14 protein-coding genes and 1 other RNA gene are annotated in these 25,971 nt (G+C 55.8%); 8 read left to right on the forward strand and 7 right to left on the reverse strand.

Features of this window, described 5'->3' with window-relative positions; genetic code table 11:
• Nucleotides 1-16 precede the first annotated feature (16 nt).
• Both recN and bamE read left to right on the forward strand, forming a co-directional pair.
• Nucleotides 17-1,678 (forward strand): DNA repair protein RecN, encoded by a 1,662-nt coding sequence (gene recN / locus HV477_RS21880; RefSeq protein WP_079899356.1) that lies wholly within the window; start codon nucleotides 17-19, stop codon nucleotides 1,676-1,678.
• A gap of 148 nt (nucleotides 1,679-1,826) precedes the next feature.
• The gene (bamE, locus tag HV477_RS21885; protein ID WP_001203445.1) at nucleotides 1,827-2,165 is read left to right on the forward strand and encodes an outer membrane protein assembly factor BamE; all 339 of its coding nucleotides are present in this window, start codon (nucleotides 1,827-1,829) and stop codon (nucleotides 2,163-2,165) included.
• Nucleotides 2,166-2,330: 165 nt separating this feature from the next.
• Here bamE and HV477_RS21890 read toward each other — a convergent pair whose 3' ends face one another.
• Both HV477_RS21890 and HV477_RS21895 read right to left on the reverse strand, forming a co-directional pair.
• The gene (locus HV477_RS21890) at nucleotides 2,331-2,621 is read right to left on the reverse strand and encodes an RnfH family protein (RefSeq protein WP_001112990.1); all 291 of its coding nucleotides are present in this window, start codon (nucleotides 2,619-2,621) and stop codon (nucleotides 2,331-2,333) included.
• Entirely contained in the window at nucleotides 2,611-3,048 is a 438-nt protein-coding gene (locus HV477_RS21895; protein ID WP_001537508.1) for a type II toxin-antitoxin system RatA family toxin, read from the reverse strand. The genes HV477_RS21890 and HV477_RS21895 overlap by 11 nt, the downstream gene beginning before the upstream one ends.
• A 188-nt stretch (nucleotides 3,049-3,236) precedes the next feature.
• Between HV477_RS21895 and smpB the strand changes: the two genes are divergently transcribed.
• The 6 genes from smpB to ssrA all read left to right on the forward strand — a co-directional run bounded on the left by smpB (nucleotide 3,237) and on the right by ssrA (nucleotide 21,064).
• Entirely contained in the window at nucleotides 3,237-3,719 is a 483-nt protein-coding gene (gene smpB / locus HV477_RS21900) for an SsrA-binding protein SmpB (protein ID WP_001518569.1), read from the forward strand.
• Between the two features lie 614 nt (nucleotides 3,720-4,333).
• Nucleotides 4,334-15,808: a biofilm-associated protein BapA gene (bapA, locus tag HV477_RS21905; RefSeq protein WP_175065384.1), complete on the forward strand. Its 11,475-nt coding sequence runs from the start codon at nucleotides 4,334-4,336 to the stop codon at nucleotides 15,806-15,808.
• A 64-nt stretch (nucleotides 15,809-15,872) separates the two neighbouring features.
• On the forward strand, nucleotides 15,873-17,282 hold the full coding sequence (locus tag HV477_RS21910; protein ID WP_000533858.1) for a TolC family outer membrane protein: 1,410 nt from the start codon (nucleotides 15,873-15,875) through the stop codon (nucleotides 17,280-17,282).
• Nucleotides 17,279-19,459, forward strand: coding sequence for a type I secretion system permease/ATPase (locus HV477_RS21915; protein WP_023194228.1), 2,181 nt, complete (start codon nucleotides 17,279-17,281; stop codon nucleotides 19,457-19,459). Before HV477_RS21910 ends, HV477_RS21915 begins: the two co-directional genes overlap by 4 nt.
• 7 nt (nucleotides 19,460-19,466) lie before the next feature.
• Nucleotides 19,467-20,630: an HlyD family type I secretion periplasmic adaptor subunit gene (locus HV477_RS21920; protein ID WP_072095627.1), complete on the forward strand. Its 1,164-nt coding sequence runs from the start codon at nucleotides 19,467-19,469 to the stop codon at nucleotides 20,628-20,630.
• Between the two features lie 71 nt (nucleotides 20,631-20,701).
• Nucleotides 20,702-21,064: a transfer-messenger RNA gene (gene ssrA / locus HV477_RS21925) on the forward strand.
• Nucleotides 21,065-21,181: 117 nt separating this feature from the next.
• Here ssrA and HV477_RS21930 read toward each other — a convergent pair.
• The 5 genes from HV477_RS21930 to HV477_RS21950 form a co-directional block, all read right to left on the reverse strand.
• The gene (locus HV477_RS21930; protein WP_175065394.1) at nucleotides 21,182-21,400 is read right to left on the reverse strand and encodes an ogr/Delta-like zinc finger family protein; all 219 of its coding nucleotides are present in this window, start codon (nucleotides 21,398-21,400) and stop codon (nucleotides 21,182-21,184) included.
• A gap of 68 nt (nucleotides 21,401-21,468) precedes the next feature.
• Entirely contained in the window at nucleotides 21,469-22,569 is a 1,101-nt protein-coding gene (locus tag HV477_RS21935) for a phage late control D family protein (RefSeq protein WP_023225979.1), read from the reverse strand.
• Nucleotides 22,566-23,051 (reverse strand): phage tail protein, encoded by a 486-nt coding sequence (locus tag HV477_RS21940; protein WP_000980409.1) that lies wholly within the window; start codon nucleotides 23,049-23,051, stop codon nucleotides 22,566-22,568. Before HV477_RS21940 ends, HV477_RS21935 begins: the two co-directional genes overlap by 4 nt.
• Nucleotides 23,048-25,855 (reverse strand): phage tail tape measure protein, encoded by a 2,808-nt coding sequence (locus HV477_RS21945; RefSeq protein WP_175065385.1) that lies wholly within the window; start codon nucleotides 25,853-25,855, stop codon nucleotides 23,048-23,050. Before HV477_RS21945 ends, HV477_RS21940 begins: the two co-directional genes overlap by 4 nt.
• Entirely contained in the window at nucleotides 25,848-25,967 is a 120-nt protein-coding gene (locus HV477_RS21950) for a GpE family phage tail protein (protein WP_000763316.1), read from the reverse strand. The genes HV477_RS21945 and HV477_RS21950 overlap by 8 nt, the downstream gene beginning before the upstream one ends.
• Nucleotides 25,968-25,971 lie beyond the last annotated feature (4 nt).

Raw genomic sequence — 25,971 nt, forward strand, 5'->3', positions numbered from 1 at the left:
ATACAGGAAAACAGCTATGTTGGCGCAACTGACCATCAGCAATTTTGCTATCGTTCGTGAGCTTGAGATCGATTTTCAGAGCGGAATGACCGTCATTACTGGTGAAACCGGCGCGGGTAAATCTATTGCGATTGATGCCCTGGGTCTGTGTCTGGGCGGTCGCGCTGAGGCCGATATGGTCCGTACCGGAGCGACCCGCGCCGATTTGTGTGCCCGCTTTGCGCTGAAAGACACGCCTGCGGCATTGCGCTGGCTGGAAGAAAACCAGCTTGAAGAAGGTCGCGAATGCTTACTTCGCCGCGTTATCAGCAGCGATGGCCGCTCACGGGGCTTTATTAACGGCACCGCTGTGCCCCTGTCTCAATTGCGCGAGCTCGGTCAGTTGCTGATTCAAATTCATGGTCAACATGCGCACCAGCAGCTTACCAAACCCGAACAGCAAAAATCGCTGCTGGATAGCTATGCCAACGAAGCCGCTTTAGCACAGCAGATGGCTGCCCGCTACCAATTATGGCACCAAAGCTGCCGCGATCTCGCCCATCACCAGCAACAAAGCCAGGAACGCGCCGCGCGCGCGGAACTGCTGCAATATCAGTTAAAAGAGTTGAACGACTTTAATCCGCAGGCCGGCGAATTCGAGCAAATTGACGAAGAATACAAACGGCTGGCCAACAGCGGGCAGTTGCTTACGACCAGCCAGAACGCTCTGGCGCTACTCGCGGACGGCGAAGACGTTAACCTGCAAAGCCAGTTATATAGCGCAAAACAACTGGTTAGCGAGCTGGTAGGTATGGACAGCAAGCTTTCCGGCATCCTGGATATGCTGGAAGAAGCCACTATCCAACTCACCGAAGCCAGCGATGAATTACGCCACTATTGCGAGCGTCTGGATTTAGACCCCAATCGCCTGTTTGAGCTTGAACAGCGCATCGCTAAACAAATTTCGCTGGCGCGAAAACATCACGTCAGCCCGGAAGCGCTGCCGCAGCTTTATCAGTCACTGCTCGAAGAACAGCAGCAGCTCGACGATCAGGCCGATTCGCTGGAAACGCTGACGCTGGCGGTTAATAAGCATCACCAACAAGCGCTGGAAACGGCGCAAGCGCTGCATCAACAGCGTCAGTATTACGCCCAGGAGCTGGGGCAGTTGATCACTGAAAGTATGCATTTACTTTCGATGCCGCACGGTCTGTTTACTATCGACGTGAAATTTGATGAGCATCATCTGAGCAACGACGGCGCCGATCGCGTGGAGTTTAAAGTGACGACAAACCCGGGTCAGCCGCTGCAGCCTATCGCTAAAGTCGCGTCTGGCGGTGAACTGTCGCGCATTGCGCTGGCTATTCAGGTGATTACCGCGCGCAAAATGGAAACGCCAGCGCTAATTTTTGACGAGGTCGATGTTGGCATCAGCGGCCCAACCGCCGCCGTGGTCGGTAAACTCCTGCGTCAGCTTGGCGAATCCACTCAGGTGATGTGCGTCACTCACCTGCCACAGGTAGCCGGGTGCGGTCACCAGCACTTCTTTGTCAGTAAAGAAACAGACGGGGCAATGACCGAAACCCATATGCAACCTTTGGATAAACGTGCGCGTTTACAGGAACTGGCCCGCCTGTTGGGAGGAAGTGAAGTTACGCGTAATACGCTGGCAAACGCAAAAGAACTGCTGGCGGCGTAAACTTTTTTATCTCCCGAAGGTCTGAGTTCACAACAAAAACGCCGTAAGACCCGACAGCAAAAGGTTTTAAAGTGATGAAAGGTCTATTATCATCGGCATATTAATATGAGCCACGTACTGCTCAGGCCCGAAAAGGAACCCAATCACTATGCGCTGTAAAACGCTGACTGCTGCCGCAGCAGTACTCCTGATGTTGACCGCAGGCTGTTCCACTCTGGAGCGAGTGGTTTACCGACCTGACATCAATCAGGGGAACTATCTTACACCTACGGATGTCGCCAAAGTGCGTGTTGGTATGACGCAACAACAGGTTGCGTATGCTTTAGGCACGCCGATGATGACCGATCCTTTTGGTACGAACACCTGGTTTTATGTCTTCCGCCAGCAGCCAGGACATGAGAACGTGACGCAGCAGACTCTGACGCTCACCTTTAACAGCAGCGGCGTGTTAACCAATATTGATAACAAACCGGCGTTGACGAAGTAATTTTGTGATACCGCCTGATGAGGTTACGTTCATCAGGCCTGCAAACCTCTCCCCCGCCATTTGGTACGAATTTGCCTGATGGCGCTACGTTTATCTGGCTTACAGGCACGCCTGTGCTTCAGGTGTGGTACGGCTTTCACACCGTTATCCGGCAAAAGAGGCTAATTATCTGCCAGCCGATTTTTCGGCACGCTGGCGGCGTAATGCTTTTGGATCGGCGATTAAGGGACGGTAAATTTCAACCCGATCGCCATCCTGCACCGTATCGGTGAGTTTTACCGGACGACTGTAGATACCTACTTTATTTTTCGCCAGATCGATATCCGTGCGCAATTCCAGCAAGCCGGAAGCGCGAATCGCCTCTTCGACCGTCGCGCCCTCCTCCAGCGTTACGCGCTGCAAATACTGCTTTTCCGGCAGCGCATAAGCCACTTCAACCACAAGTTTATCCGGCACGGTAAACCTCTTTGGCGCGAACCGTAAACGCCTGCACCATGTTGGACGCTAACTCTTTGAATATACGACCAAACGCCAGCTCAATGAGTTTATTGGTAAACTCAAAATCAAGCTGAAACTCAATGCGGCACGCCTCGGGGCTGAGCGGGGTAAATTTCCAGCCGCCGATCAGCTTTTTAAAGGGGCCATCCACCAGATGCATCAGAATGCTCTGGTTACGCGTTAGCTGATTACGCGTCGTAAACGTCTTGCTGATACCCGCCTTCGACACGTCAACAGCCGCCGTCATCTGTGCTGGCGATGACTCCAGGACGCGACTGCCAACACACCCAGGCAAAAACTGGGGATACGATTGCACGTCATTCACTAACTGATACATCTGTTCCGCACTGTAGGGGACTAAAGCAGTCCGACTAATCTGAGGCATAGCAATTCCCATCAACATAAATCGTGTAAATAATACCACTTATCAGCGAGTAAAAAAAATGCTGTCCCCAACCGTCATGCCTTAATTGTGCGTGCATAGCCCAACTCATGCTAAGATAGATTTTTGCACCTCATCAGGACGTAATGGGGTGTTTTCGATATCAGATTACCTATGAATTCACGACACTTATGACGAAGAAAAAAGCACATAAACCGGGCTCAGCCACCATCGCGCTGAATAAGCGCGCCCGGCACGAATACTTTATCGAAGAAGAGTTCGAGGCTGGTCTCGCCCTGCAAGGCTGGGAAGTAAAATCTCTGCGCGCAGGAAAAGCCAATATCGGCGACAGTTACGTTATCCTCAAAGATGGCGAGGCCTGGCTGTTTGGCGCAAACTTTACGCCGATGGCGGTCGCCTCGACACATGTCGTATGCGACCCAACCCGAACCCGCAAACTGTTGTTAAATCAGCGTGAGCTTGATTCGCTGTATGGCCGTATTAATCGTGAAGGTTATACTGTCGTCGCGCTTTCTCTGTACTGGAAAAATGCCTGGTGCAAAGTGAAGATCGGCGTGGCGAAAGGTAAAAAACAACATGATAAACGTTCCGATCTTAAAGAACGTGAGTGGCAACTGGATAAAGCACGCATTATGAAAAATGCAGGCCGATAATAGACATTTTTTGTGACCAGCTTCTCAGTATGAAGCTGGTCAATATTCATATCTCATGCATGCCTCGAAAATATATTCTCTGTGTCTGACGCTTATCAATAGCAATAAATACCACAACAAGAATATATTCTTTGTTTAAAAAATTTTTATAGCCTAATAACACAATACTTCAAATGATTTTTATAAAATTTAATATTGCTGAATACCTTCACAAAAAGTATTGTTTTTATGTTAAAAGAGAAAAAGAAGAAAAAATTAAAATTCATTATAAAACATAAAGATAAATAAAAAATTATCATGCATTGTTAGCCCACCCCACCTCTCCTTAACACAAACTCCGTTATATTTCAGACGCACTAACACCTTTATCAATAGATCTTAATTTGCAGAAAGATTTTTTTCTGACTATATCATCTAATACGAAAGCACTAGTCAGGCACAAAAAACAAAGGGTTATTCGGCGAGAAAACCAGACCTTCACCTACGCTCATAAAAAAGAATATGGCTACGGAAATTCATCTCTCACGATGAACGGGAAGGCTCGTCTACGCATTTTGCCCTGAACGTTGTGCCCGTTAATTAATACACAGAGCAAATCCATCAGGAGCTGATTTATGCGTCTACTCGCCGTGGTTTCGAAATTGACTGGCGTCTCCACCACTGTGGAATCCTCAGCGGTCACTCTTAACGCCCCGTCAATTGTTAAATTATCAGTGGCCCGGGAGGAAATTAGTCAACTTACGCGCATTAATCAGGATCTGGTGGTGACGCTCCATTCCGGCGAAACGATCACGATTAAAAACTTTTACGTTACCAACGATCTGGGCGCAAGCCAGTTAGTACTGGCAGAAAACGATGGCACGTTATGGTGGGTAGAAAATCCGCAAGCCGGGCTACATTTTGAACAAATCGCTGATATTAATGAGCTGCTGGTCACTTCTGGCGCTTCCCATGAAGCAGGCGGCGCCGTTTGGCCGTGGGTACTGGCTGGTGCGGTGGCGGCTGGCGGCATTGCCGCTATCGCGTCTTCCGGCGGCGGCGATTCCCACCATCATTCGGATGGCGATAATCCGCCCCCCGATAACACCAATCCTGACGGTAATCCCCCTGATAACAGCAATCCCGGCGGCAGTAACCCTAACGGCAATACTCCAGGTAGCAGTAATCCTGTAGATACTACCCCGCCTCTCGCTCCCGGCGAATTATTGATTTCAGCGGACGGAAAAACGGTAAGCGGGCAAGCCGAAGCGGGCAGTACCATTACCATCAAAGATCCCTCAGGCAACGTCGTTGGCGAGGGCAAAGCGGATAGCGACGGTAAATTTAGTATTGATCTGACAGCGCCACAGATTAGCGGCGAACAACTTACCGTGACCGCGACTGACGATGCCGGCAATACCGGCCCATCCGCAACCATTGATGCGCCCAACATTCCTCTCCCCGATACACCGGTTATCACCGCCGCTATCGATGATGCCGCTCCCCTCACCGGCACGCTGAGCAATAATCAGTTTACGAACGACAATACCCCCACTCTGGAGGGCACCGGCAGCGCAGGCACAGTCATCCATATTTACGCCAATGGTCAGGAAATAGGCTCCACAACGGTTGATGCCAGCGGAAACTGGCATTTTGCCATTACCAGCGCGCTAGCGGATGGGGAAAATCATTTCACCGCCATTGCGACTAACGTTAAAGGCGAAAGTAGCGAATCAGCCCGCTTTACGCTGACTATCGACACACTCAGCCCCGATGCCCCACGCGTTGAACTGATTGCCGATAACACCGGTTTGCTCACCGGGCCGCTACAGAATAATGACCGGACTGACGAGGCAAAACCGCTATTTTCCGGGCAGGGAGAGGCAGGCAATACCATCACGATTAAAGAAGGTTCAACCGTTATCGGCAGCGCTACCGTAGACGAAAATGGACGCTGGACCTTTACGCCGACTACGCCGTTAAGCGATGGCGAACATACCTTTACCGTCGAACAAAGCGACAAAGCCGGAAACACGAGCCGCGTGACGACAACGCCTACTATCATTGTGGACACCACACCGCCTGACGCCGCTATCATTGATAATGTTGCGAAAGACGGCACAACCGTTAGCGGCACCGCTGAAGCTGGCAGTACTGTGTCGATCTATGACCCGGCGGGAAATTACCTGGGCTCCACGATTACCGGAGAAAATAACCACTTCAGCATCACGCTGAATCCGGCTCAGACCCACGGCGAGCGTCTGGAAGCGCGTATTCAGGACGCCGTCGGTAACATCGGCCCCGCCACGGAGTTTACCGCTTCTGACTCACAGTATCCTGCCCAGCCGACTATCCTTACCGTGACGGATGACGCTGGCGTCGTTACCGGGCTGCTGAAAAATGGCGATGCCACAGATGATAACCGCCCAACCCTCAGCGGTACTGCTGAACCAGGCAGTACGATATCGATTAACGATAATGGCTTTCCTGTAGCGACCTTTCCGCCCATTGTCGCCGACGCTGACGGCAAATGGAGCTTTACCCCCTCGCTGGCGCTTGCCGATGGCGACCATGTCTTTACCGCTACCGCGACCAACGATCGCGGCACCAGCGGGCAGTCCGTCTCCTTTACCATTGATATCGACACGCAGCCGCCGGTGCTGGAAGGCCTGGCGGTTAGCGACGTCGGCGACAGACTCACCGGCACTACGGAAGCTGGCAGTACTGTGGTTATCAAAGACAGCCTGGGAAATACGCTCGGGAGTGGAACGGCAGGCGACGACGGTACCTTCTCAATAGGTATTAGCCCGGCGAAAATTAACGGCGAAACATTAAGCATTAGCGTTACCGATAAAGCCGCGAATAGCGGTCCGGTAGAAACGCTGAACGCGCCGGATAAAACTGCGCCTGCGGCACCGGACGGTCTTATCGTGGCGACCGACGGTCTGTCCGTAAGCGGTCAGGCGGAAGCCGGGGCAACGGTCACTATCCGCGACAGTAGCAACACCGTACTTGGCAGCGCCGTCGCTAATGGCAACGGACAATTTATCGTTCCGCTGAATACGGCGCAGACTAACGGCCAGGCGCTTATCGCTACCGCCACCGATGTCGCGAAAAACGAAAGCGCCGCCGCGACGGTTATCGCGCCGGACAGTACCGCGCCGGAAATGCCGAAAAACGTGGTAATTAGTGAGGATGGCACCAGTATCAGCGGCACCGCCGAACCGGGTAGCGCCATCACGATCGCCACGCCGGACGGCAAGCCGCTTGGCAGCGGCAAAGCAGATGGCGAAGGTCATTTTACCCTTCCCCTCGTCCCCGCACAGACCAACGGCGAACAGGTTACCGTCACCGCCACCGACAGCGCCAACAATGTCAGCCCGCCAACCACAGCGCAAGCGCCCGATAACACCGCCCCGGATAAGCCCATTATCACTCAGGTGCTGGACGATGTTGAAAGCTTCACCGGGCCGCTGGTGAACGGACAAACCACCAACGACAACCGTCCCACCCTTAGCGGTACGGCGGAGGCTGGCGCGCGTGTCGAAGTCTTTGATAACGGCGTTTCGCTGGGACTCGCCACGCTACAGCCCAACGGCGGCTGGACGTTTACGCCGTCGCAAAATTTAGGTGAAGGCGCGCATCGACTGACCGTAATCGCAACCGACGCTAAAGGCAATGCCAGTCCGGCCGCGTCATTCGACCTGGTGGTCGATACGCAATCGCCGCAGCAACCGGTAATCACCTTCATTACAGATGATGCGCCGGGTATTCTCGGTAGCGTCGCGCATCTGGGGCTCACTAACGACAGTACGCCAACGATTAACGGTACAGGTGAACCGGGTTCCACAGTACACCTGTATCAGAATGGCGCCCGGATAGCAGATATTATCGTCGGTAATTCCGGCGTCTGGAGCTACGCCTACACCACGGCCTCGCCACTGGCGGACGACACCTACACCTTTACCGTGACGGCCAGCGACAGTAACGGCAACACCACGCCTTTTTCGACCGATTTTACGATTACCATTGATACCCAGGCCCCTGCCGCTCCCGGCGTTATCGGCGTAGCTGACGGCGACGGAAATACGATTGATACCAATCAGATTACCCAGGAATCCCAGCCCCGGTTGAGCGGTAGCGGCACCGCAGGCGATACAATCATCCTTTACGATAACGGCAATGCCATAGGTCAGGCGCTGGTCGGCACGGACGGGCGCTGGCAGTTTACGCCGCCTGCCGCGCTGGGCGACGGCGACCACCTTCTGACCGCTCGCGCCAACGATCCGGCGGGGAACGAAAGTCCCGAATCCATCAGCTTTACCCTACGCATCGATACCCAGGCGCCGGATGCGCCGCAGATCGTGTCAGCCGCCATCACCGGCGGAGAAGGCGAGGTGCTACTGGCAAACGGCAGTATTACCAATCAGCGTATGCCGACCCTCAGCGGCACCGGCGAACCCGGCACCATCATCACCCTGTACAATAACGGCGTAGAACTGGCTACCGTCCAGGTCAATCCACAGGGTAGCTGGACCTATCCGCTAACCCGTAATCTGAGCGAAGGGTTAAACATCCTGACGGCCACCGCCACGGATGCCGCAGGCAATAGTAGCCCCACCTCCAGCGTTTTCTCCGTTACCCTTGATACCCAGCCTCCAGCGCAGCCTGACGCGCCGCTGATCAGCGATAACGTCGCGCCGGTTATCGGCAACATCGGCAATAATGGCGCAACGAACGATACCACGCCGACCTTCAGCGGCACGGGAGAGATCGGCAGCACGATTATTCTCTACAATAATGGCAGTGAAATTGGTCGCACAACGGTAGGTGATAACGGTAGCTGGAACTTTACGCCTGCGGCACTTACGCCAGAAACCTATACCATTACCGTCACGGAAACCGATAGAGCGGGCAATATCAGTTCGCCTTCCGCCTCAGTCACTTTTACGCTAGACACCACTGCGCCCGCCAATCCAGTTATCACTTTTGCCGAAGATAACGTCGGCGAAGTCCAGGATACTATTGTCAGCGGCGCAACCACTGACGACAATACACCGGTCATTCACGGCACTGGCGACATCGGCAGCGTGATCACGCTCTATAACGGCAGCAGCGTTTTAGGCGTAGTCACCGTCGATGAGACCGGCACCTGGACGCTAGCGGTGACCAGCGCGTTGCCGGATGGCGTCTACACCCTGACCGCCATTGCCGCCGATGCCGCCGGAAACAGCAGCGGCGTATCGAACAGCTTTACCTTTACCGTCGACACCGTTCCGTTGCAGCCGCCCGTCGTCAATGAAATCCTTGACGATGTTGCGCCAGTGACCGGGCCATTAACCGATGGCGCCTTTACTAACGATCGGACGCTGACTATCAACGGCAGCGGCGAAAACGGCAGCACCGTCACGATTTACGACAATGGCGTGGCAATCGGGACGGCGCTCGTCACCGACGGAACCTGGACATTCAATACGCCCGAATTATCAGAAGCCAGCCATGCGCTAACCTTCAGCGCGACTGACGATGCTGGAAATACCACGGCGCAAACCCAACCGATCACCATTACTGTGGATATCACCGCCCCGCCCGCGCCAACAGTCCAGACGGTGGCCGATGATGGCACGCGCGTCGCCGGACTTGCCGATCCTTACGCTACCGTTGAAATTCATCATGCCGATGGCACCCTGGTCGGCAGCGCTGTCGCTAATGGTACCGGTGAATTCGTCGTCACGCTCAGTCCGGCGCAAACCGATGGCGGTACGCTGACGGCAATTGCTATCGATCGCGCGGGGAATAACGGCCCGGCTACGAATTTTCCCGCTTCCGACAGCGGTCTGCCCGCCGTCCCGGCCATCACGGCGATTGAAGATGATGTCGGGAGCGTACAGGGGAATATTGCGGCGGGCGGCGCCACGGACGACACCATGCCGACGCTGCGCGGCACCACGGATATCGGCTCTACCGTTGAAGTTTTCATTGATGGCGATTCGGCAGGCTTTGCCACCGTTGACGCCAGCGGGAACTGGATCTTTGAGATCGCGACGCCATTAAGCGAAAGCACACATTACTTCACCGTCCAGGCAACCAATGCGAATGGCCCGGGCGGCCTGTCCGCACCGGTCGGGATCACTGTCGATCTTAGCGCGCCGGCGCAACCGGTTATTACCAGCGCAACGGATGATGTCCCCGGCATGACCGGTACGCTGGATAACGGCGCGCTCACCAATGATTCACGCCCGACGCTCAACGGAACGGGAGAAGCAGGCGCCACCATCCGCATTCTGGATAACGGCGTAGAAATCGGTTCCGCCACGGTAGATCAAAGCGGCAACTGGCGCTTCACCCCGAACGCGCCGCTGGAGAGCAACGCGCACATCTTTACCGCCGTAGCGACCGATCCCGCCGGCAATAGCGGCCAGCCTTCGGACGGTTTTACGCTGAACATTGACGCGCAGGCGCCAGATGTGCCGTTTATCACCTCCGTGATTGACGATAACAATCAACCGACCGTTCCGGTGTTACCGGGGCAATCCACCGACGATCGGCAGCCAATACTGAACGGAACTGGCGAACCTGGCGCGACAATCACCATTTTTGATAACGGTACGCCGCTTGGCACGGCTCAGGTAGGCGAAAACGGTAGCTGGACCTTCCCGGTGCCCCGCAATTTGTCAGAGGGAAGCCATAATCTGACGGTTAGCGCTACCGATCCGGCGGGCAATACCAGCGCGGTCTCCGCGCCGTGGACGATCGTGGTCGATATTACGCCTCCGGCGATCCCGGTTCTCACCTCCGTTGTGGATGACCAGCCCGGTATTACCGGCAACCTGGTTAGCGGGCAGCTAACGAACGATGCGACGCCCACCCTGAACGGGCGCGGAGAGGCAGGCGCGACGATTAATGTCTATCTTGACGGTAATCCCGCGTCCATCGGTACCACGACGGTGAATAGCGACGGCACGTGGAGTTTCACGCCGCAGACGCCGCTTGCAAACGGTAGCCACACGTTCACCCTTAGCGCCACCGATCCGGCGGGTAATAGCAGCTCGGTGTCCAGCGGATTTGTGCTGACGATTGACGCCACACCGCCCGCCGCGCCGGTTATCGCCAGCGTGGCAGACAATACGGCGCCAGTGACGGGCATCGTCCCCAACGGCGGCTCGACGAACGAAACCCGACCAACACTCTCGGGTACCGGTGAGGCGGGTACAACCATCTCGATTTATAATGGCAGCGCGCTGGTCGGCACGGCGCAAGTTCAGGCCAACGGTAGCTGGAGCTTTACGCCGTCTACCTCGCTGGGCGCGGGCGTCTGGAACCTGACGGCGACAGCAACCGATGCGGCAGGCAACACCAGCGCCGCGTCCGAAATACGCTCGTTTACTATTGATACCACGGCTCCCGCCGCGCCTGTTATTGATACGGTCTACGACGGTACGGGCCCCATTACCGGCAATCTGAGTTCAGGACAGATCACAGACGAGGCGCGCCCTGTCATTAGCGGCACCCGTGAAGCCAACACAGCTATTCGTCTCTACGATAACGGCACGCTGCTGGCTGAAATTCCCGCCGACAATAGCAGTAGCTGGCGCTATACGCCTGATGCCTCTCTGGCGACGGGCAACCATGTAATTACCGTCATTGCCGTTGATGCCGCAGGCAACGCCAGTCCCGTTTCAGACAGCGTTAATTTCGTCGTCGATACCACGCCGCCGCTGACGCCAGTAATCACATCAGTCAGTGACGATCAGGCGCCAGGCCTCGGCACGATCGCGAACGGCCAAAATACCAACGATCCTACGCCAACCTTCAGCGGCACCGCAGAAGCCGGCGCCACGATTACGCTCTATGAAAATGGTACGGTCATTGGCACGACAACGGCTCAGCCTGACGGCGCGTGGAGCGTCTCCACCTCAACGCTGGCAAGCGGAACGCACGTCATCACCGCCGTCGCCACCGATGCCGCAGGAAACAGCAGCCCGAACAGTACGGCTTTCACCCTGACGGTCGATACCACCGCGCCGCAAACGCCGATCCTGACGTCCGTAGTGGATGACGTCGCGGGCGGGGTCACAGGAAATCTCGCTAATGGTCAGATAACCAATGATAACCGCCCCACGCTGAACGGCACTGCCGAAGCGGGCAGCGTGATCAGTATCTATGATGGCAACACTCTGCTTGGCGTCACCTCGGCTAACGCGAGCGGCGCGTGGAGCTTCACGCCGACGACAGGGTTAAACGACGGCACGCGCACATTAACAGTGACCGCCACCGACCCGGCAGGCAACGTTAGCCCGGCCACCAGCGGTTTTACTATCGTGGTCGATACCCTTGCGCCAACGGTTCCGCTTATAACCAGCATCGTTGATGATGTCCCGAACAACACCGGCACCATTGGCAATGGACAATCGACCAACGACACACAGCCGACGCTCAACGGTACTGCGGAAGCCAACAGCGCGGTAAGCATCTTCGATAATGGCGCGCTGGTCGCGACCGTGAACGCCAATGCCAGCGGCAACTGGAGCTGGACGCCAACCGCCGCGCTCGGCCAGGGAGGTCACGCCTATAGCGTTAGCGCCGCCGATGCGGCTGGTAACGTTAGCGCCGCTTCGCCATCGATAACGATTATCGTGGATACCATTGCGCCCGGCGCGCCCGGCAACCTGGTCATCAATGCTACCGGTAATCGGGTGACGGGCACCGCGGAAGCAGGCAGTACAGTGACGATTACCTCTGATACTGGTGTGGTACTGGGAACCGCCACCGCCGACGGTACAGGCAGCTTCACCGCCACACTCACGCCCGCGCAGACCAATGGTCAGCCGCTACTGGCATTTGCCCAGGATAAAGCAGGCAACACAGGCATTGCCGCCGGATTTACCGCACCCGATACGCGTGTGCCGGAAGCACCGATCATCACCAACGTAGTAGATGATGTGGGTATTTATACCGGCGCTATCGCCAACGGCCAGGTCACTAATGACGCACAACCCACATTGAATGGTACCGCTCAGGCGGGCGCCACGGTGAGCATTTATAACAACGGGGCGCTGCTCGGCACCACCACGGCGAACGCCAGCGGGAACTGGAGCTTTACCCCGACAGGCAATTTGACCGAAGGCAGCCACGCCTTCACCGCCACCGCGACTAACGCCAACGGTACAGGCAGCGTCTCCACCGCCGCGACGGTGATTGTCGATACGCTGGCGCCCGGTACGCCGTCAGGTACGCTCAGCGCCGATGGCAGTTCACTTTCCGGACAGGCTGAGGCAAACAGCACCGTAACCGTCACGCTGGCGGGGGGCGTGACGCTCACCACCACCGCCGGCAGCAACGGCGCATGGTCTCTCACCTTGCCGACAAAACAAATTGAAGGTCAACTCATTAACGTGACGGCCACTGACGCTGCGGGTAACGCCTCCGGCGCGTTAGGCATTACTGCGCCGATTCTGCCGCTGGCGGCAAGGGATAACATCACCAGTCTTGATCTGACCTCTACCGCCGTCACCAGCACGCAAAACTATTCGGATTACGGCCTGCTGCTGGTTGGCGCGCTTGGCAATGTCGCCTCGGTTTTGGGTAACGATACCGCTCAGGTTGAGTTCACCATTGCTGAAGGTGGTACGGGCGACGTCACCATCGATGCCGCCGCAACGGGAATCGTGCTTTCGCTGCTCAGTACTCAGGAGATTGTGGTACAGCGCTACGACACCAGCCTCGGCGCCTGGACGACGATCGTCAACACCGCCGTTGGCGACTTCGCGAATTTGCTTACCCTGACCGGGAGCGGCGTTACCCTGAACCTGAGCGGCCTGGGCGAAGGCCAGTACCGGGTACTCACTTATAACACCAGTCTGCTCGCTACCGGGTCATATACCAGCCTGGATGTCGATGTACACCAGACCAGCGCAGGTATTATTAGCGGGCCAACCATCAGTACCGGCAACGTCATGGCTGATGATACCGCGCCGACGGGCACCACGGTCACCGCCATCACCAACGCCAACGGCGTCAGTACGCCGGTCGGCGCGGGCGGCGTGGATATCCTGGGGCAATACGGCACGCTGCACATTAATCAGGATGGCAGTTACACCTACACGCTGACTAAGCCCACGGCGGGATACGGACATAAAGAGAGCTTCACCTACACCATCACCCAGAATGGCGTCGGTAGCAGCGCCGCGCAACTGGTTATTAATTTGGGTCCCGCGCCTGTACCGGGCAGCGTGATAGCGACAGACAATAACGCCTCGCTGGTCTTTGATACTCACGTTAGCTACGTCAACAACGGCCCCTCGACACAAAGCGGCGTCACGGTATTAAGCGTCGGACTTGGTAATGTACTGAACGCGAATCTGCTTGATGATATGACTAATCCGATCATCTTTAACGTTGAAGAAGGCGCTACGCGAACCATGACGTTACAGGGAACCGTCGGCGGCGTCTCACTGGTTTCCACGTTCGATCTGTACGTTTATCGCTTCAACGATGCCATTCAACAATATGAGCAGTTCCGGGTTCAAAAGGGCTGGATTAACACCCTGCTGTTAGCCGGACAGTCCCAGCCGCTGACCCTGACGTTGCCTGGCGGCGAATACTTGTTCGTGCTGAATACCGCCAGCGGCATTAGCGTCCTCACTGGCTATACGTTGGCGATTTCCCAGGACCACACCTATGCCGTTGACAGTATCACCACCAACACCACCGGCAACGTACTGACCAATGATGTCGTCCCTACGGACGCCCTCCTCACTGAAGTAAACGGCGTGGCGATTGCGGCGACCGGCACAACGGAGGTAAACGGGCTGTATGGCTCGCTCATCATTGACGCAAGAGGCAACTATACCTACACGCTGAAGAACGGCGTCGGCGCCGACAGCATTAAAACGCCGGACAGCTTTATCTATACGGTCAAAGCGCCAAACGGCGATACCGATACGGCCTCGCTCAATATCACGCCAACCGCCAGGGCGCTGGATGCGATTAATGATGTCAGCGATACCCTCAGCGTCGCCACGCTTCAGGATACCGCTGCCTGGCTGGACTCCAGCGTCGGCAGCGCCAGTTGGGGGCTACTCGGCAAATCGGGCAGCGGGAGCGGCACCTTTGACGTTGCAACGGGCACCGTACTTAAAGGCGCGTCACTGGTCTTTGATGTCTCCACGCTCATTACGCTGGGCAATCTGAATATTAGCTGGGCCATTCAGGAGAACGGGACCGTCATACGCAACGGAACCGTCCCTGTGGCGAATATCACGCTGGGCAGCGCGACGGTGACCGTCAACCTGAGCGGCCTGGAGCTGGATGCCGGAACGTACACGCTTAACTTTACCGGCACCAATACCCTGGCCGGGGCGGCGACGATCACGCCACGCGTCATCGGCACCACCGTCGATCTGGATAATTTTGAAACGTCCGGAACGCATACCGTTCTCGGCAATATTTTTGATGGCAGCGATGCGGCGGGGGCGATGGATCAGCTTAATACGGTGAATACCCGCCTGAGCATTAGCGGGTATAACGGCAGCGCCGCCACGCTGGACGCCGCGGCGAATACCACCAGCGCCACGATTCAGGGACATTACGGCACATTGCAAATTAACCTTGATGGCGCCTACACCTACACCCTGAATAATGGCGTCGCGATGTCGTCCATCACCAGTAAAGAGGTCTTTACCTATCAACTGGATGACAAGATGGGTCATACGGATAGCGCCACATTGACCATTGATATGGCGCCGCAAATCGTCAGTACCAACCAAAACGATGTTCTCATCGGCTCCGCCTATGGCGATACGCTGATTTATCACCTGTTAAACGGCGCGGACGCGACCGGCGGCAATGGCGCCGATCGCTGGCAAAACTTCTCCACCGCGCAGGGCGACAAGATCGATATCCACGAACTGCTGACCGGCTGGGATCATCAGGCGGCGACGCTGGGTAACTTTGTTCAGGTTCATACCAGCGGCGCCAATACGGTGATATCCGTCGATCGCGACGGCGCCGGCAGCGCGTTTAAATCAACCGACCTTGTCACTCTGGAGAATGTGCAGCTTACGCTAAATGATCTTTTGCAGAACAACCACCTGATAACCGGCGGTTGATAAAAAAGCCCCGAACGCCACGACGTTCGGGGCAACAAGCGGTGATATTTAAAAGGGATAAACTATGGGAAGAGTCGCGCCTGTCGCCATCGTACTGGCATTTGCTTTGTTTCATCACCAGCCCCGGGGCGCAGAAGCGCCGCCAATGATTACATCCGAAGGATTAGCAACGGACCAGATGCTTCCTTCGCTGGATGGCTCCGCCGCTGAGTTGCCGCTCAGCGCCGCCGCGCCGGGCAACCTGACGCTCAATGACGCGGTCAATCGCGCCGTTAACTGGCATCCTTCTATTCGCGAAGCCATCGGCAAACTGCTCGCACAGAATGAACAAATAGAGGTCGCCAAATCGAAATATTATCCGCAAGTCAGCGCTGGCGTGAACAATGGGTACAGCAATACCTACACCGATCACGGGTATAGCCCCTCGCTAGTGCTGTCGGTATCGCAAATGCTTTATGACTTCGGCAAAGTGGCAAGCCAGGTTCGCGCCGAAACCGCAGGCGCAGCGCAGCAACAGGCCAATGTGTTGCTCAGTATTGATACCGTCGCGCACGAAACCGCCAACGCCATTGTACAAACGCAGAGCTGGCAGCAAATGGTAGAAGCGGCGGAAGAACAGCTCGTCGCGCTGGACAGCATCGGTAAACTTATCCGGCAGCGCAGCGATGAAGGCGCTACGTCGCTCTCTGACGTGGTGCAAACCGAAGCCAGAATCGAATCCGCCCGCTCGCAACTGGCGCAGTATCAGGCCAATCTCGATAGTGCGAAAGCCTCACTGATGAGCTGGCTGGGCTGGAATTCGCTTAACGGCATCAATAATGACTTCCCGGCGAAACTCGCTCGCAGCTGTGAGACGGCGACTCCCGACGATCGACTGGTGCCCGCGGTACTGGCCGCCTGGGCGCAGGCCAACGTTGCGCGGGCGAATCTGGACTATGCCAGCGCGCAAATGACGCCGACGATTTCGCTCGAACCTTCTGTACAACATTATCTTAATGATAAATATCCCAGTCATGAAGTGCTGGATAAAACCCAGTATTCCACCTGGGTGAAAGTTGAGATGCCGCTTTACCAGGGCGGAGGGCTGACTGCCCGACGCAACGCCGCCAGCCATGCGGTAGACGCGGCTCAGTCGACCATTCAGCGCACCCGGCTTGATGTCCGCCAGAAACTGATGGAGGCGCGCAGCCAGGCAATGAGTCTTGCCAGCGCGTTACAAATCCTTCGTCGGCAACAGCAGCTTAGCGAACGTACGCGCGAACTGTATCAGCAGCAATACCTTGACCTCGGTTCCCGCCCGCTGCTCGACGTGCTTAATGCGGAGCAGGAAGTTTACCAGGCGCGTTTTGCCGAACTGCAAACGGAAAGCCAGTTGCATCAGTTGCAACTGAACTGTCTGTATAACACCGGCGCGCTTCGTCAGGCGTTCGCGTTAAATCATCGCAGCATTCAATCCGTGGAGATCCAGCCATGACCCGCGCCGCCCCCGATGTAGAAGAGGTACTCAGTGAGCGCGCGCTAAGCCAATGGGCGCAGGCCATCAGCCATGTCGCCGGTCATTATCGCGTTGCCTGTTCTCCCGGTTCAATTCAGGCCAACGCCCCGTGGTTTAGGGGTAAAAGCAGAACGACCGCCTTAACGCAGCTCGCGCGGCAGGCGGGTTTATCCTTTCATGCGCCGGACATAGACAAAACGGCATTTAGTCAGTGGCGATTGCCGTTGGTTGTCGAGCTCCGGGACGGGCAGTTATTGGTCATCGAACATGTTAATGACGAAGATGCGGTAGACGTTTTTGTGATTGAAGAAGAGAGTCAGCGTAACCGCCTGACGCTCAGCGAGTTATTGCCGGAGATCCTCTATGTTGCCGCGCTACGCCCGCTATCGGCGCTCAAGGATAGCCGCGTCGACCGCTATATCTCCCGCTTTAAACCCGACTGGATGCGCGAGCTGGTTCTGCAGGATATTCGCCCTTATTTACCGGTAATGGTCGCCGCCTTTCTGATTAACGTGCTGTCGCTGGCCGGGATTGTGTTCTCTATGCAGGTTTACGATCGGGTGATCCCCGCTCAGTCATATCCTACCCTGTACGTTCTCTCCTTCGGCGTGCTGGTAGCGGTGCTGTTCGGTTTTCTGCTGCGTGAAGCGCGTACGCACATTATGGATGTGCTCGGTAAACGCGCCGATATGCGCATTTCCGATCGGGTATTCGGTCATGCGTTAAGGCTGCGCAACAGCGCTATCCCCCGTTCCACCGGCAGTTTTATCTCGCAGTTACGCGAACTGGAGCAGATCCGCGAGATGATTACCTCTTCAACGCTGGCGACCATTGTCGATCTGCCTTTCTTTTTCCTGTTTATGATAGTCCTGGCGATTATTGCCCCACCGCTGGCATGGATAGCGCCCGTGGCGGCTCTGCTGATGATCCTGCCGGGCGTCGCACTGCAAAAAAAACTGGCTGTCCTCGCCAACCAGGCCGCCCACGAAGCGACGCTACGCAATGCAGTCTTGGTCGAAAGCGTTCAGGGGCTGGAAGATATTAAACTGATGCAGGCGGAGAACCGCTTTCTTCAGCAGTGGAATAGCTATATCCGTATTACCGGCGAGTCGGGTCTACGCACCCGCAAACTCACGCAAGGGCTTATCAGTTGGGGGATGTCGGTACAAAGTCTGGTGTATGCCGCAGTGATTATGTTCGGCGCGCCGATGGTCATTGAAGGCAGTATGACTACCGGCGCCGTGGTCGCCGCGTCGATGCTCGGCTCGCGGATGATCGCGCCAATGGCTAACCTGTGCGGCGTGCTGGCGCGCTGGCAGCAGGTGAAAGCGGCGAAGATGGGTCTCGACAACATTATGCAACTGCCCACCGAGACACAGCATGACGATAGCCTGATACACCGCGACATCCTCCACGGGCATTACCTATTTGAAAACGCTCAGTTTCGTTACCATAACGACGATCAACGCATACCGTTGCGCCTCGTACGTCTGGAGATCATGCCAGGCGAGCGGATTGCGATACTGGGGCGTAACGGCGCGGGTAAATCCACACTTTTACAGGCGATGGCGGGCGGCCTGGAGATGATTCAGGGAGATGCCCGGCTTGATAATCTCAGCTTGTCGCACATCGATATGGCGGATTTACGCCGCAACATCGGCTTTCTTAGCCAGAACGCGCGGCTTTTCTTCGGCACCCTACGAGAGAACCTGACGCTCGGCGCGCCGCACGCCAACGATGAACAGATTTTTGACGCGCTCGAAGTCAGCGGCGGCGCCGTCTTCGTCAGGCGGCTGGCAAAAGGGTTGGATCATCCCATTATGGAGGGTGGTAACGGCCTGTCCGGCGGGCAGCGTCAGTCCCTGTTGCTGGCGAGAATGCTGCTGCGCTCCCCCAATATTGTGCTACTTGACGAACCCAGCGCCTCGCTGGACGAGCATACGGAACGAGAGTTTATTCAGCGGTTACATCAGTGGCTTGGCAATCGAACCCTGGTCGTCGCGACGCACCGGGTACCAATACTGGAGCTGGTTGAGCGTGTCGTTGTCCTGAAAGAAGGACAACTGGTGATGGATGCGCCAAAAGCGCAGGCGCTTAACGCGGATCGGATGCAAAGTCACCGTCGGGAGTGGAAAAATGAAAATCAATCAGCATGATGCCGCGATGGACGATCCCGATATTCAGCGTGAACGGGCGTTTTCCGGCGCGGGTCGTATTGTTCTGATCTGCTCACTGTTATTTCTCATTTTCGGCATCTGGGCGTGGTTTGGCCGACTGGATGAGGTTTCCACCGGCAACGGGAAAGTGATCCCCAGTTCACGCGAACAGGTTCTGCAGTCGCTGGATGGCGGCATTCTGGCGCAGTTGACGGTGCGGGAAGGCGACAGAGTTCAGGCTAACCAGATTGTCGCCCGGCTTGATCCGACGCGTCTGGCGTCCAATGTGGGTGAAAGTGCGGCAAAATATCGCGCTTCACTCGCCTCCAGCGCACGGTTAACCGCGGAAGTCAACGACTTACCTCTCGCCTTCCCCGCTGAGCTGAACGGCTGGCCGGACCTGATTGCCGCAGAGACGCGTCTCTATAAAAGCCGCCGCGCGCAACTGGCCGATACCGAAGCCGAGCTACGGGATGCGCTGGCGTCGGTTAATAAAGAGCTGACCATTACCCAGCGGCTGGAGAAAAGCGGCGCGGCCAGTCATGTTGAAGTGCTGCGCCTGCAACGACAAAAAAGCGATTTAGGCTTAAAAATTACCGATCTGCGCTCACAATATTATGTGCAGGCACGCGAAGCGTTATCAAAAGCGAACGCTGAGGTCGATATGCTCTCCGCCATTTTAAAAGGACGCGAGGATTCCGTCACCCGCCTCACCGTGCGTTCGCCGGTACGCGGCATTGTTAAAAATATCCAGGTCACGACGATTGGCGGCGTGATCCCGCCTAACGGCGAGATGATGGAGATAGTGCCGGTAGACGATCGTCTGCTGATTGAAACCCGCCTTTCGCCGCGTGATATCGCCTTTATTCATCCCGGCCAACGCGCATTGGTTAAAATTACTGCTTACGATTACGCCATTTACGGCGGGCTTGACGGCGTGGTGGAGACCATTTCACCGGACACCATTCAGGATAAAGTGAAACCGGAAATTTTCTACTATCGCGTGTTTATCCGCACCCACCAGGACTATCTACAAAATAAATCAGGACGCCGTTTTTCGATTGTTCCAGGCATGATCGCCACGGTGGATATCAAAACCGGTGAAAAAACCATTGTCGACTATTTAATCAAACCGTTTAATCGCGCGAAAGAAGCGCTGCGCGAGCGGTAAATCGTTGAAGATAAGAAGATACGGGGGCTGGTCACGCGTGTCACAAGTCTGTTATACTTACCTTACACATTGGGGCTGATTCTGGATTCGACGGGATTTGCGAAACCCAAGGTGCATGCCGAGGGGCGGTTGGCCTCGTAAAAAGCCGCAAAAAAATAGTCGCAAACGACGAAAACTACGCTTTAGCAGCTTAATAACCTGCTTAGAGCCCTCTCTCCCTAGCCTCCGCTCTTAGGACGGGGATCAAGAGAGGTCAAACCCAAAAGAGATCGCGCGGATGCCCTGCCTGGGGTTGAAGCGTTAAAACGAATCAGGCTAGTCTGGTAGTGGCGTGTCCGTCCGCAGGTGCCAGGCGAATGTAAAGACTGACTAAGCATGTAGTACCGAGGATGTAGGAATTTCGGACGCGGGTTCAACTCCCGCCAGCTCCACCAAACAAAACAAGGGGTTACGTGAAAACGTAGCCCCTTTTTCTTTGGTAGTGGCGGCAAAATGGCGACAGCGTGTCGGACTGGCGGCAACAAAAAACCCGCCATTAAAGCGGGTTCTGTTCAGAAACTCATGTGGCCTTGACCATCTTTTCCCGGATGTGGTGGCGCAGAAGAAATTAGATTCGGTTTTATAATGTGCCGTACAAACGTTTCATGAGTAACGAACGTACAGCCACAATTTATATTTTGGCACTGGTTGTAACGTTCTTTTGTCGTAGCTGATACCTGAAAGCTGCTTCTGGTATGTGCTGCATGACCGCACTCTGGACAGTTCATCATTGCTGTTATCCCACCACTTTTGCCGTAATCGCAATAATGATACATCATTATTCAATATTGAGAACCAATTATTCGATTTCAAGACCATCAATCTTTACTTCAAGCTCCATGCTGGTCGTAAATCCATTATCCGGGCTGACAGAATGCGTCAGGGTGGTAATGGTCCATTCTGCATCATCAATCGGCTGCTTAAATCCCGTCACCTTCACCGGCATTTCCGTATAGAGATCAGCCCGCCCCTCAGCGAGCTGCAGGGAAAATGAAGCAACCCCGCGCTGCAGGCGTTCCCACTGCATTTTTGCTGCGCGCTCTGCATTGCTCCGGTTGGCGTAGGTACGATTAAGAACCAACACGTTTTCATCCGTTCCCACCAGATAATCACCCTGTTTTGCTTCCGGCTCTTTGGGTGTGGTGGCTTTCTTTCGACGACGCTTAACACTGGTTGTCTCTTTTTTCCTGGGTTCACGCGTATGCAACCAGCTGGCAATAACACCGGTATAGGCACCACGATCAGCAAGGGTGAACCGATGACCGTCACCGGCTTTGCGCGTGATGGTGATAACCGGCAGCGGCTTGCCGCTTGCCGTTCTTCCCTGTCCCTGCCGGATAAATAGCAGGTTCCCGTCTTTAACGGAAGCAATCGCCCCATACTGCCTCGCCAGTTTCATCAGAAAACTTGCATCGCTTTCATTGGTCTGGTCCATATGATCCAGCGCCTTATCCGTCAGGTCTTTACCCAGCGCCACTTTGAGGTTATGCCGGGCGGCGATTTCCTTTACCACCTCCCCTACCGTTGTCTGATGCCATGATTTTTCGCGCCGTGTATTGAGGGTTTCACGGAAATCTGCGCTACGCGCCCTGATGGTCAGCCGGTCAGGGGCACCGCTGTGTTCAATTTCATCTACGGTAAAAGCCCCTTTAGGGAAAAGCGGCTGGCCTTTCCAGCCCAGCGCCAGCTGAATCACAGCCCCACGTCGCGGCAGGGCGATCAGCCCGTCGGCGTCGTCCAGCTCCAGATCAAGCTGGTCCGCTTCAAAGCCCCGGTTATCCGTCAGTGTCAGACTCATCAGGCGGGTATCCATCACCGTCGTCACGTCTTTGCCTTCGATGGTGATACTGAAAGCCGGGCTTTTGCTGTTCAGATTCAGGAGATCAGAATTAACGTTCACTGCAGCAATCCTCCAACCGTGTTTTTGATACCTCCAATCGCAGAGGCTGCAGAATCCTGCAGGTTGCTGAGCTGGTCACTCAGACTCCCGAACATGTCAGAGAGCGACTCATCAACCCGTTTGAGGGTGATCGTAAACTCAATGCGCCTGGGCATTCCGCTGGCAAAAAACTCCGTCTTTGTCTGGCTCAGACTCTCAATAACAAACATGCCGTAAATGGTTCCACTGCCTTCAATCAAAGGCCATGCCTTGCCCAGTTCAGCCATTTGTTCAAGCGCCAGTAATGACAGTCTGCCGCCGGTCACTTCCGGCAGCAGAACCCCGGACAGTGTCAGTGAATCGTTATCCGGGCCAAGAAACTGCGTTGACGGACGGCGGTTTACCCGGCTGTTGGCGGCGTGTCGCCAGCTGCGCTGATACTGCAGTTCCTGATAAGGGACAGTGCGCAGCATAAATACATATAAACCCAGTACCATCATCATGATTCATACCCCCCCTGATCGCTGAAATTGCTGCGTGCTTTTGCCCTGGCCCGGCGCTCCCGTTCGTCAAGCTGGCGTGCCACTTCACGGGCAATATCCTGCGCGTTCTGCCTAGGCTGAGCGACAATATGAATGGGCGCATTTATCTCATAACGAATAACCGGCGGCGGGCTATCTGCCTTAGCAAGCGGGGGCTGGTATGCCCTCGCAGGCAAACTGAACGGATGAAGCGGAGCCGCTTCTGCAGGTGTCGCAGCTACCCCCATCACGCCAGCAACAACAGAGGCCAGCGCAGCAGTACGCCGCCTGCTGGTAACATTTGCCGGTCCGTTCACAATTTCAGGGCCATTTTCTCCGACAATGCCAAACTGCCCGCGTGGAATGATCCCGCCCGTGTCGTACATCCCCGCGTAAGCCGGGAACCCGCCTGGCGGCAGCACCACTTTGCCGTCACTGTTCACTGTGGCGGACTGCTGCTGCGTAACCTGCGCAGGTAGTTTCGCCTTTGCCGCCTCCTTACTAACAATACCGAGCTTTTCCAGCAGCCATGACACACCGGATTTAAGTGACTCAAGTGGGTGCATCACCATATTCAGACCTTCCGCCAGCGCCTCACCAAACCGACGCCCCATTGCAGCTGCGCTGTTCAGTTCTTCGGCAGTGGATTTAACCGGGGTAAGTAAATCATTGAACCAGCCCCACAAGGCCTGCACCCTGTCACCAATCCACTGAAACACGGGTCTGAGCGGCTCAAAGGCGGCGCTGATGGGCGCAGCAGCGGATCTGACCCCTTCCACCACGCCCCCCAGAAATGCACTAATGGGCTGCCAGTATTTCCAGATAACCAGCGCCACGCCTGCCAGTGCAGCCACAACCAGCCCTACAGGACTGAGCAGCGCACCCAGCAGGCTACCAACAGCAAATAATGCCACGCGCAGCAAAGCCAGCGGACCAGAGATCAACAGACGCAGCACGCTACCTGTACGTGTGGCAGCGGCGGCTGCAGAAGGTAACGCTTTAACTGACAGCATGGACAGGCCAAACCGGATAACCGCCAGCGGTCCCAGCACAGCAGCCACCGCCACTGCCAGCGCCCCCAACCCAACAGTAATGGCTGCCGTAGCTGCCGCCACTTTCATCAGCGTGCCAGCCAGCACGGGATTCTGCTCAACCCAGCGACGCAACGCCCCGGTCACGCGCTTAACCATGCCCATAATATCCATCAGCGGCTGGCGCAGCGTTTCCCCCAGGCTGCTGAAAGCGTTCTGCGCGCCCGTCTTAACCAGCAACCACTGCGCAGACAATGAATCCTTGTTAATGTCGGATTCTTTCTGCATGGAGCCATTAGCACCACTACCTGATGTGAGTTTCAGCTGGCGTTGCAGCTCCGGCAGGTTGTTAGCCAGCTTTGCCGCATCATCGCCAAACTCTTTGCCAAAAATCATTGTCATGGCTGACAGACGTTTATCCTGCGGCAGATTGTTGACCTTCTCCAGAACCCGCTGAATTGTGCCCATGGCATCGGTGGTCATCTGCTTTTCAATCTCCGCCGGATTGAGTTGCAACAGATTCATGCCTTCAAAAAATCGTTTACTTTGCATGGTGGCAATGGACAGTTCACGCACCATGGCATTAGAGGCGCTGGCGGCGATTTCCGGGGCAGCCCCAAGAGAAAGGAATGTTGAACCCAGCGCCGCGGCCTTTCGGAAGTCAAGGCGGTCAGCCACGCCTCCCATACGCTGCAGGACGTTGATAATGTCCCCACCCTTTGACATGGCGTTATCGTCCAGGTAGTTCAGCGCATCGCCCAGTTGTTCAATATTGCGCGTCGGAACTTTATAGAGCTGCGCGATTTTCCCCAGCCCTTCAGCCAGTTCATCTGCGGGCAGCTCAAAGGCCGTTGCCGCTTTTGCCGCCGTGGATGCAAAAGCCAGCAGGTCACGTTTCTGCTCTTCGTAAGGATCGTCCTGATTGGTCACCCCCATGCGAGCACCACCTTCAACCAGCGCGGCATAGTCTATAGCGCCGTTCTCCATCGGCAGCTGTTCGCTGGCGGCCTTGATGGCATCCTGCATGTCATAAAACTGTTTTGTGCGGTTGCCATTATCGTCCCGCAGCCCGTTTACCTGCTTTGCCACGCCTTTCATGGCATCTTCCATGCTGGCGTAGCTCTTAACTGCCGCCACAACAGGTGCGCCCATTGCCACCCCTGCAGCCGTAGTGGTAGCCCCTGCCCCGGCGATGCGATCCCGCACCTCAAGACGGCGTGAATACTGATCGCGGACGGCGTTCATTCGCGCCTGCTGTTCGCCCAGGCGTTTAAGGGATTTCTGCTGCCGGTCCAGGGCCTGCCGGGTTTCGTCGGCATTCTGCCGCAGTTCCCGCTGCACACTACTGAGCTTTTTCGTGTCCAGTCCGGCTTCATTGAGCGCAAGACGCTGGCGCTGCACCGACTGACGTAGACCGTTATATTTGCTCTGTAACTCCGTAACGCGGTTTTTTGCCTGCTCAAGCAGCCGTGCCTGCGCCGCCGTCGGGCGGTTGGTAGCAGAGAATTGCGTGGCAAGTTTCGCAGCTTCTTCGCGTGCGGCTTTCAGGCTGTTACCGGTGACTGCCAGCTGCGCGCTGGCCTTGCGGAAACCGTCAATGCGGCCCGCCTGAGCATCTAATTCTTTTAAACGGGCGCGGCTTTGCTGAATGGCTGCAGCCAGCTCTTTTGAGCTGGCCTGCGCGGATCGAAATGGGCGGGTGAGCTTGTCAACCGCATTAAGAATCACCTGCAGACGCAGGTTGTTGTCACTCATCGCTGGCCCCGCTTCGCTGAATTGCCTTATGCCGCCACGCCAGCACCTCAGTCAGCGGCATAACGTCAGTGATGGATGGCGACCAGTGAAAGATGGTGGCGATGTCCGCCACAAGA

Origin of the sequence: Salmonella sp. SG203, from assembly GCF_013350575.1 — a bacterium.
Taxonomy (GTDB): Bacteria; Pseudomonadota; Gammaproteobacteria; order Enterobacterales; family Enterobacteriaceae; genus Salmonella; species Salmonella enterica.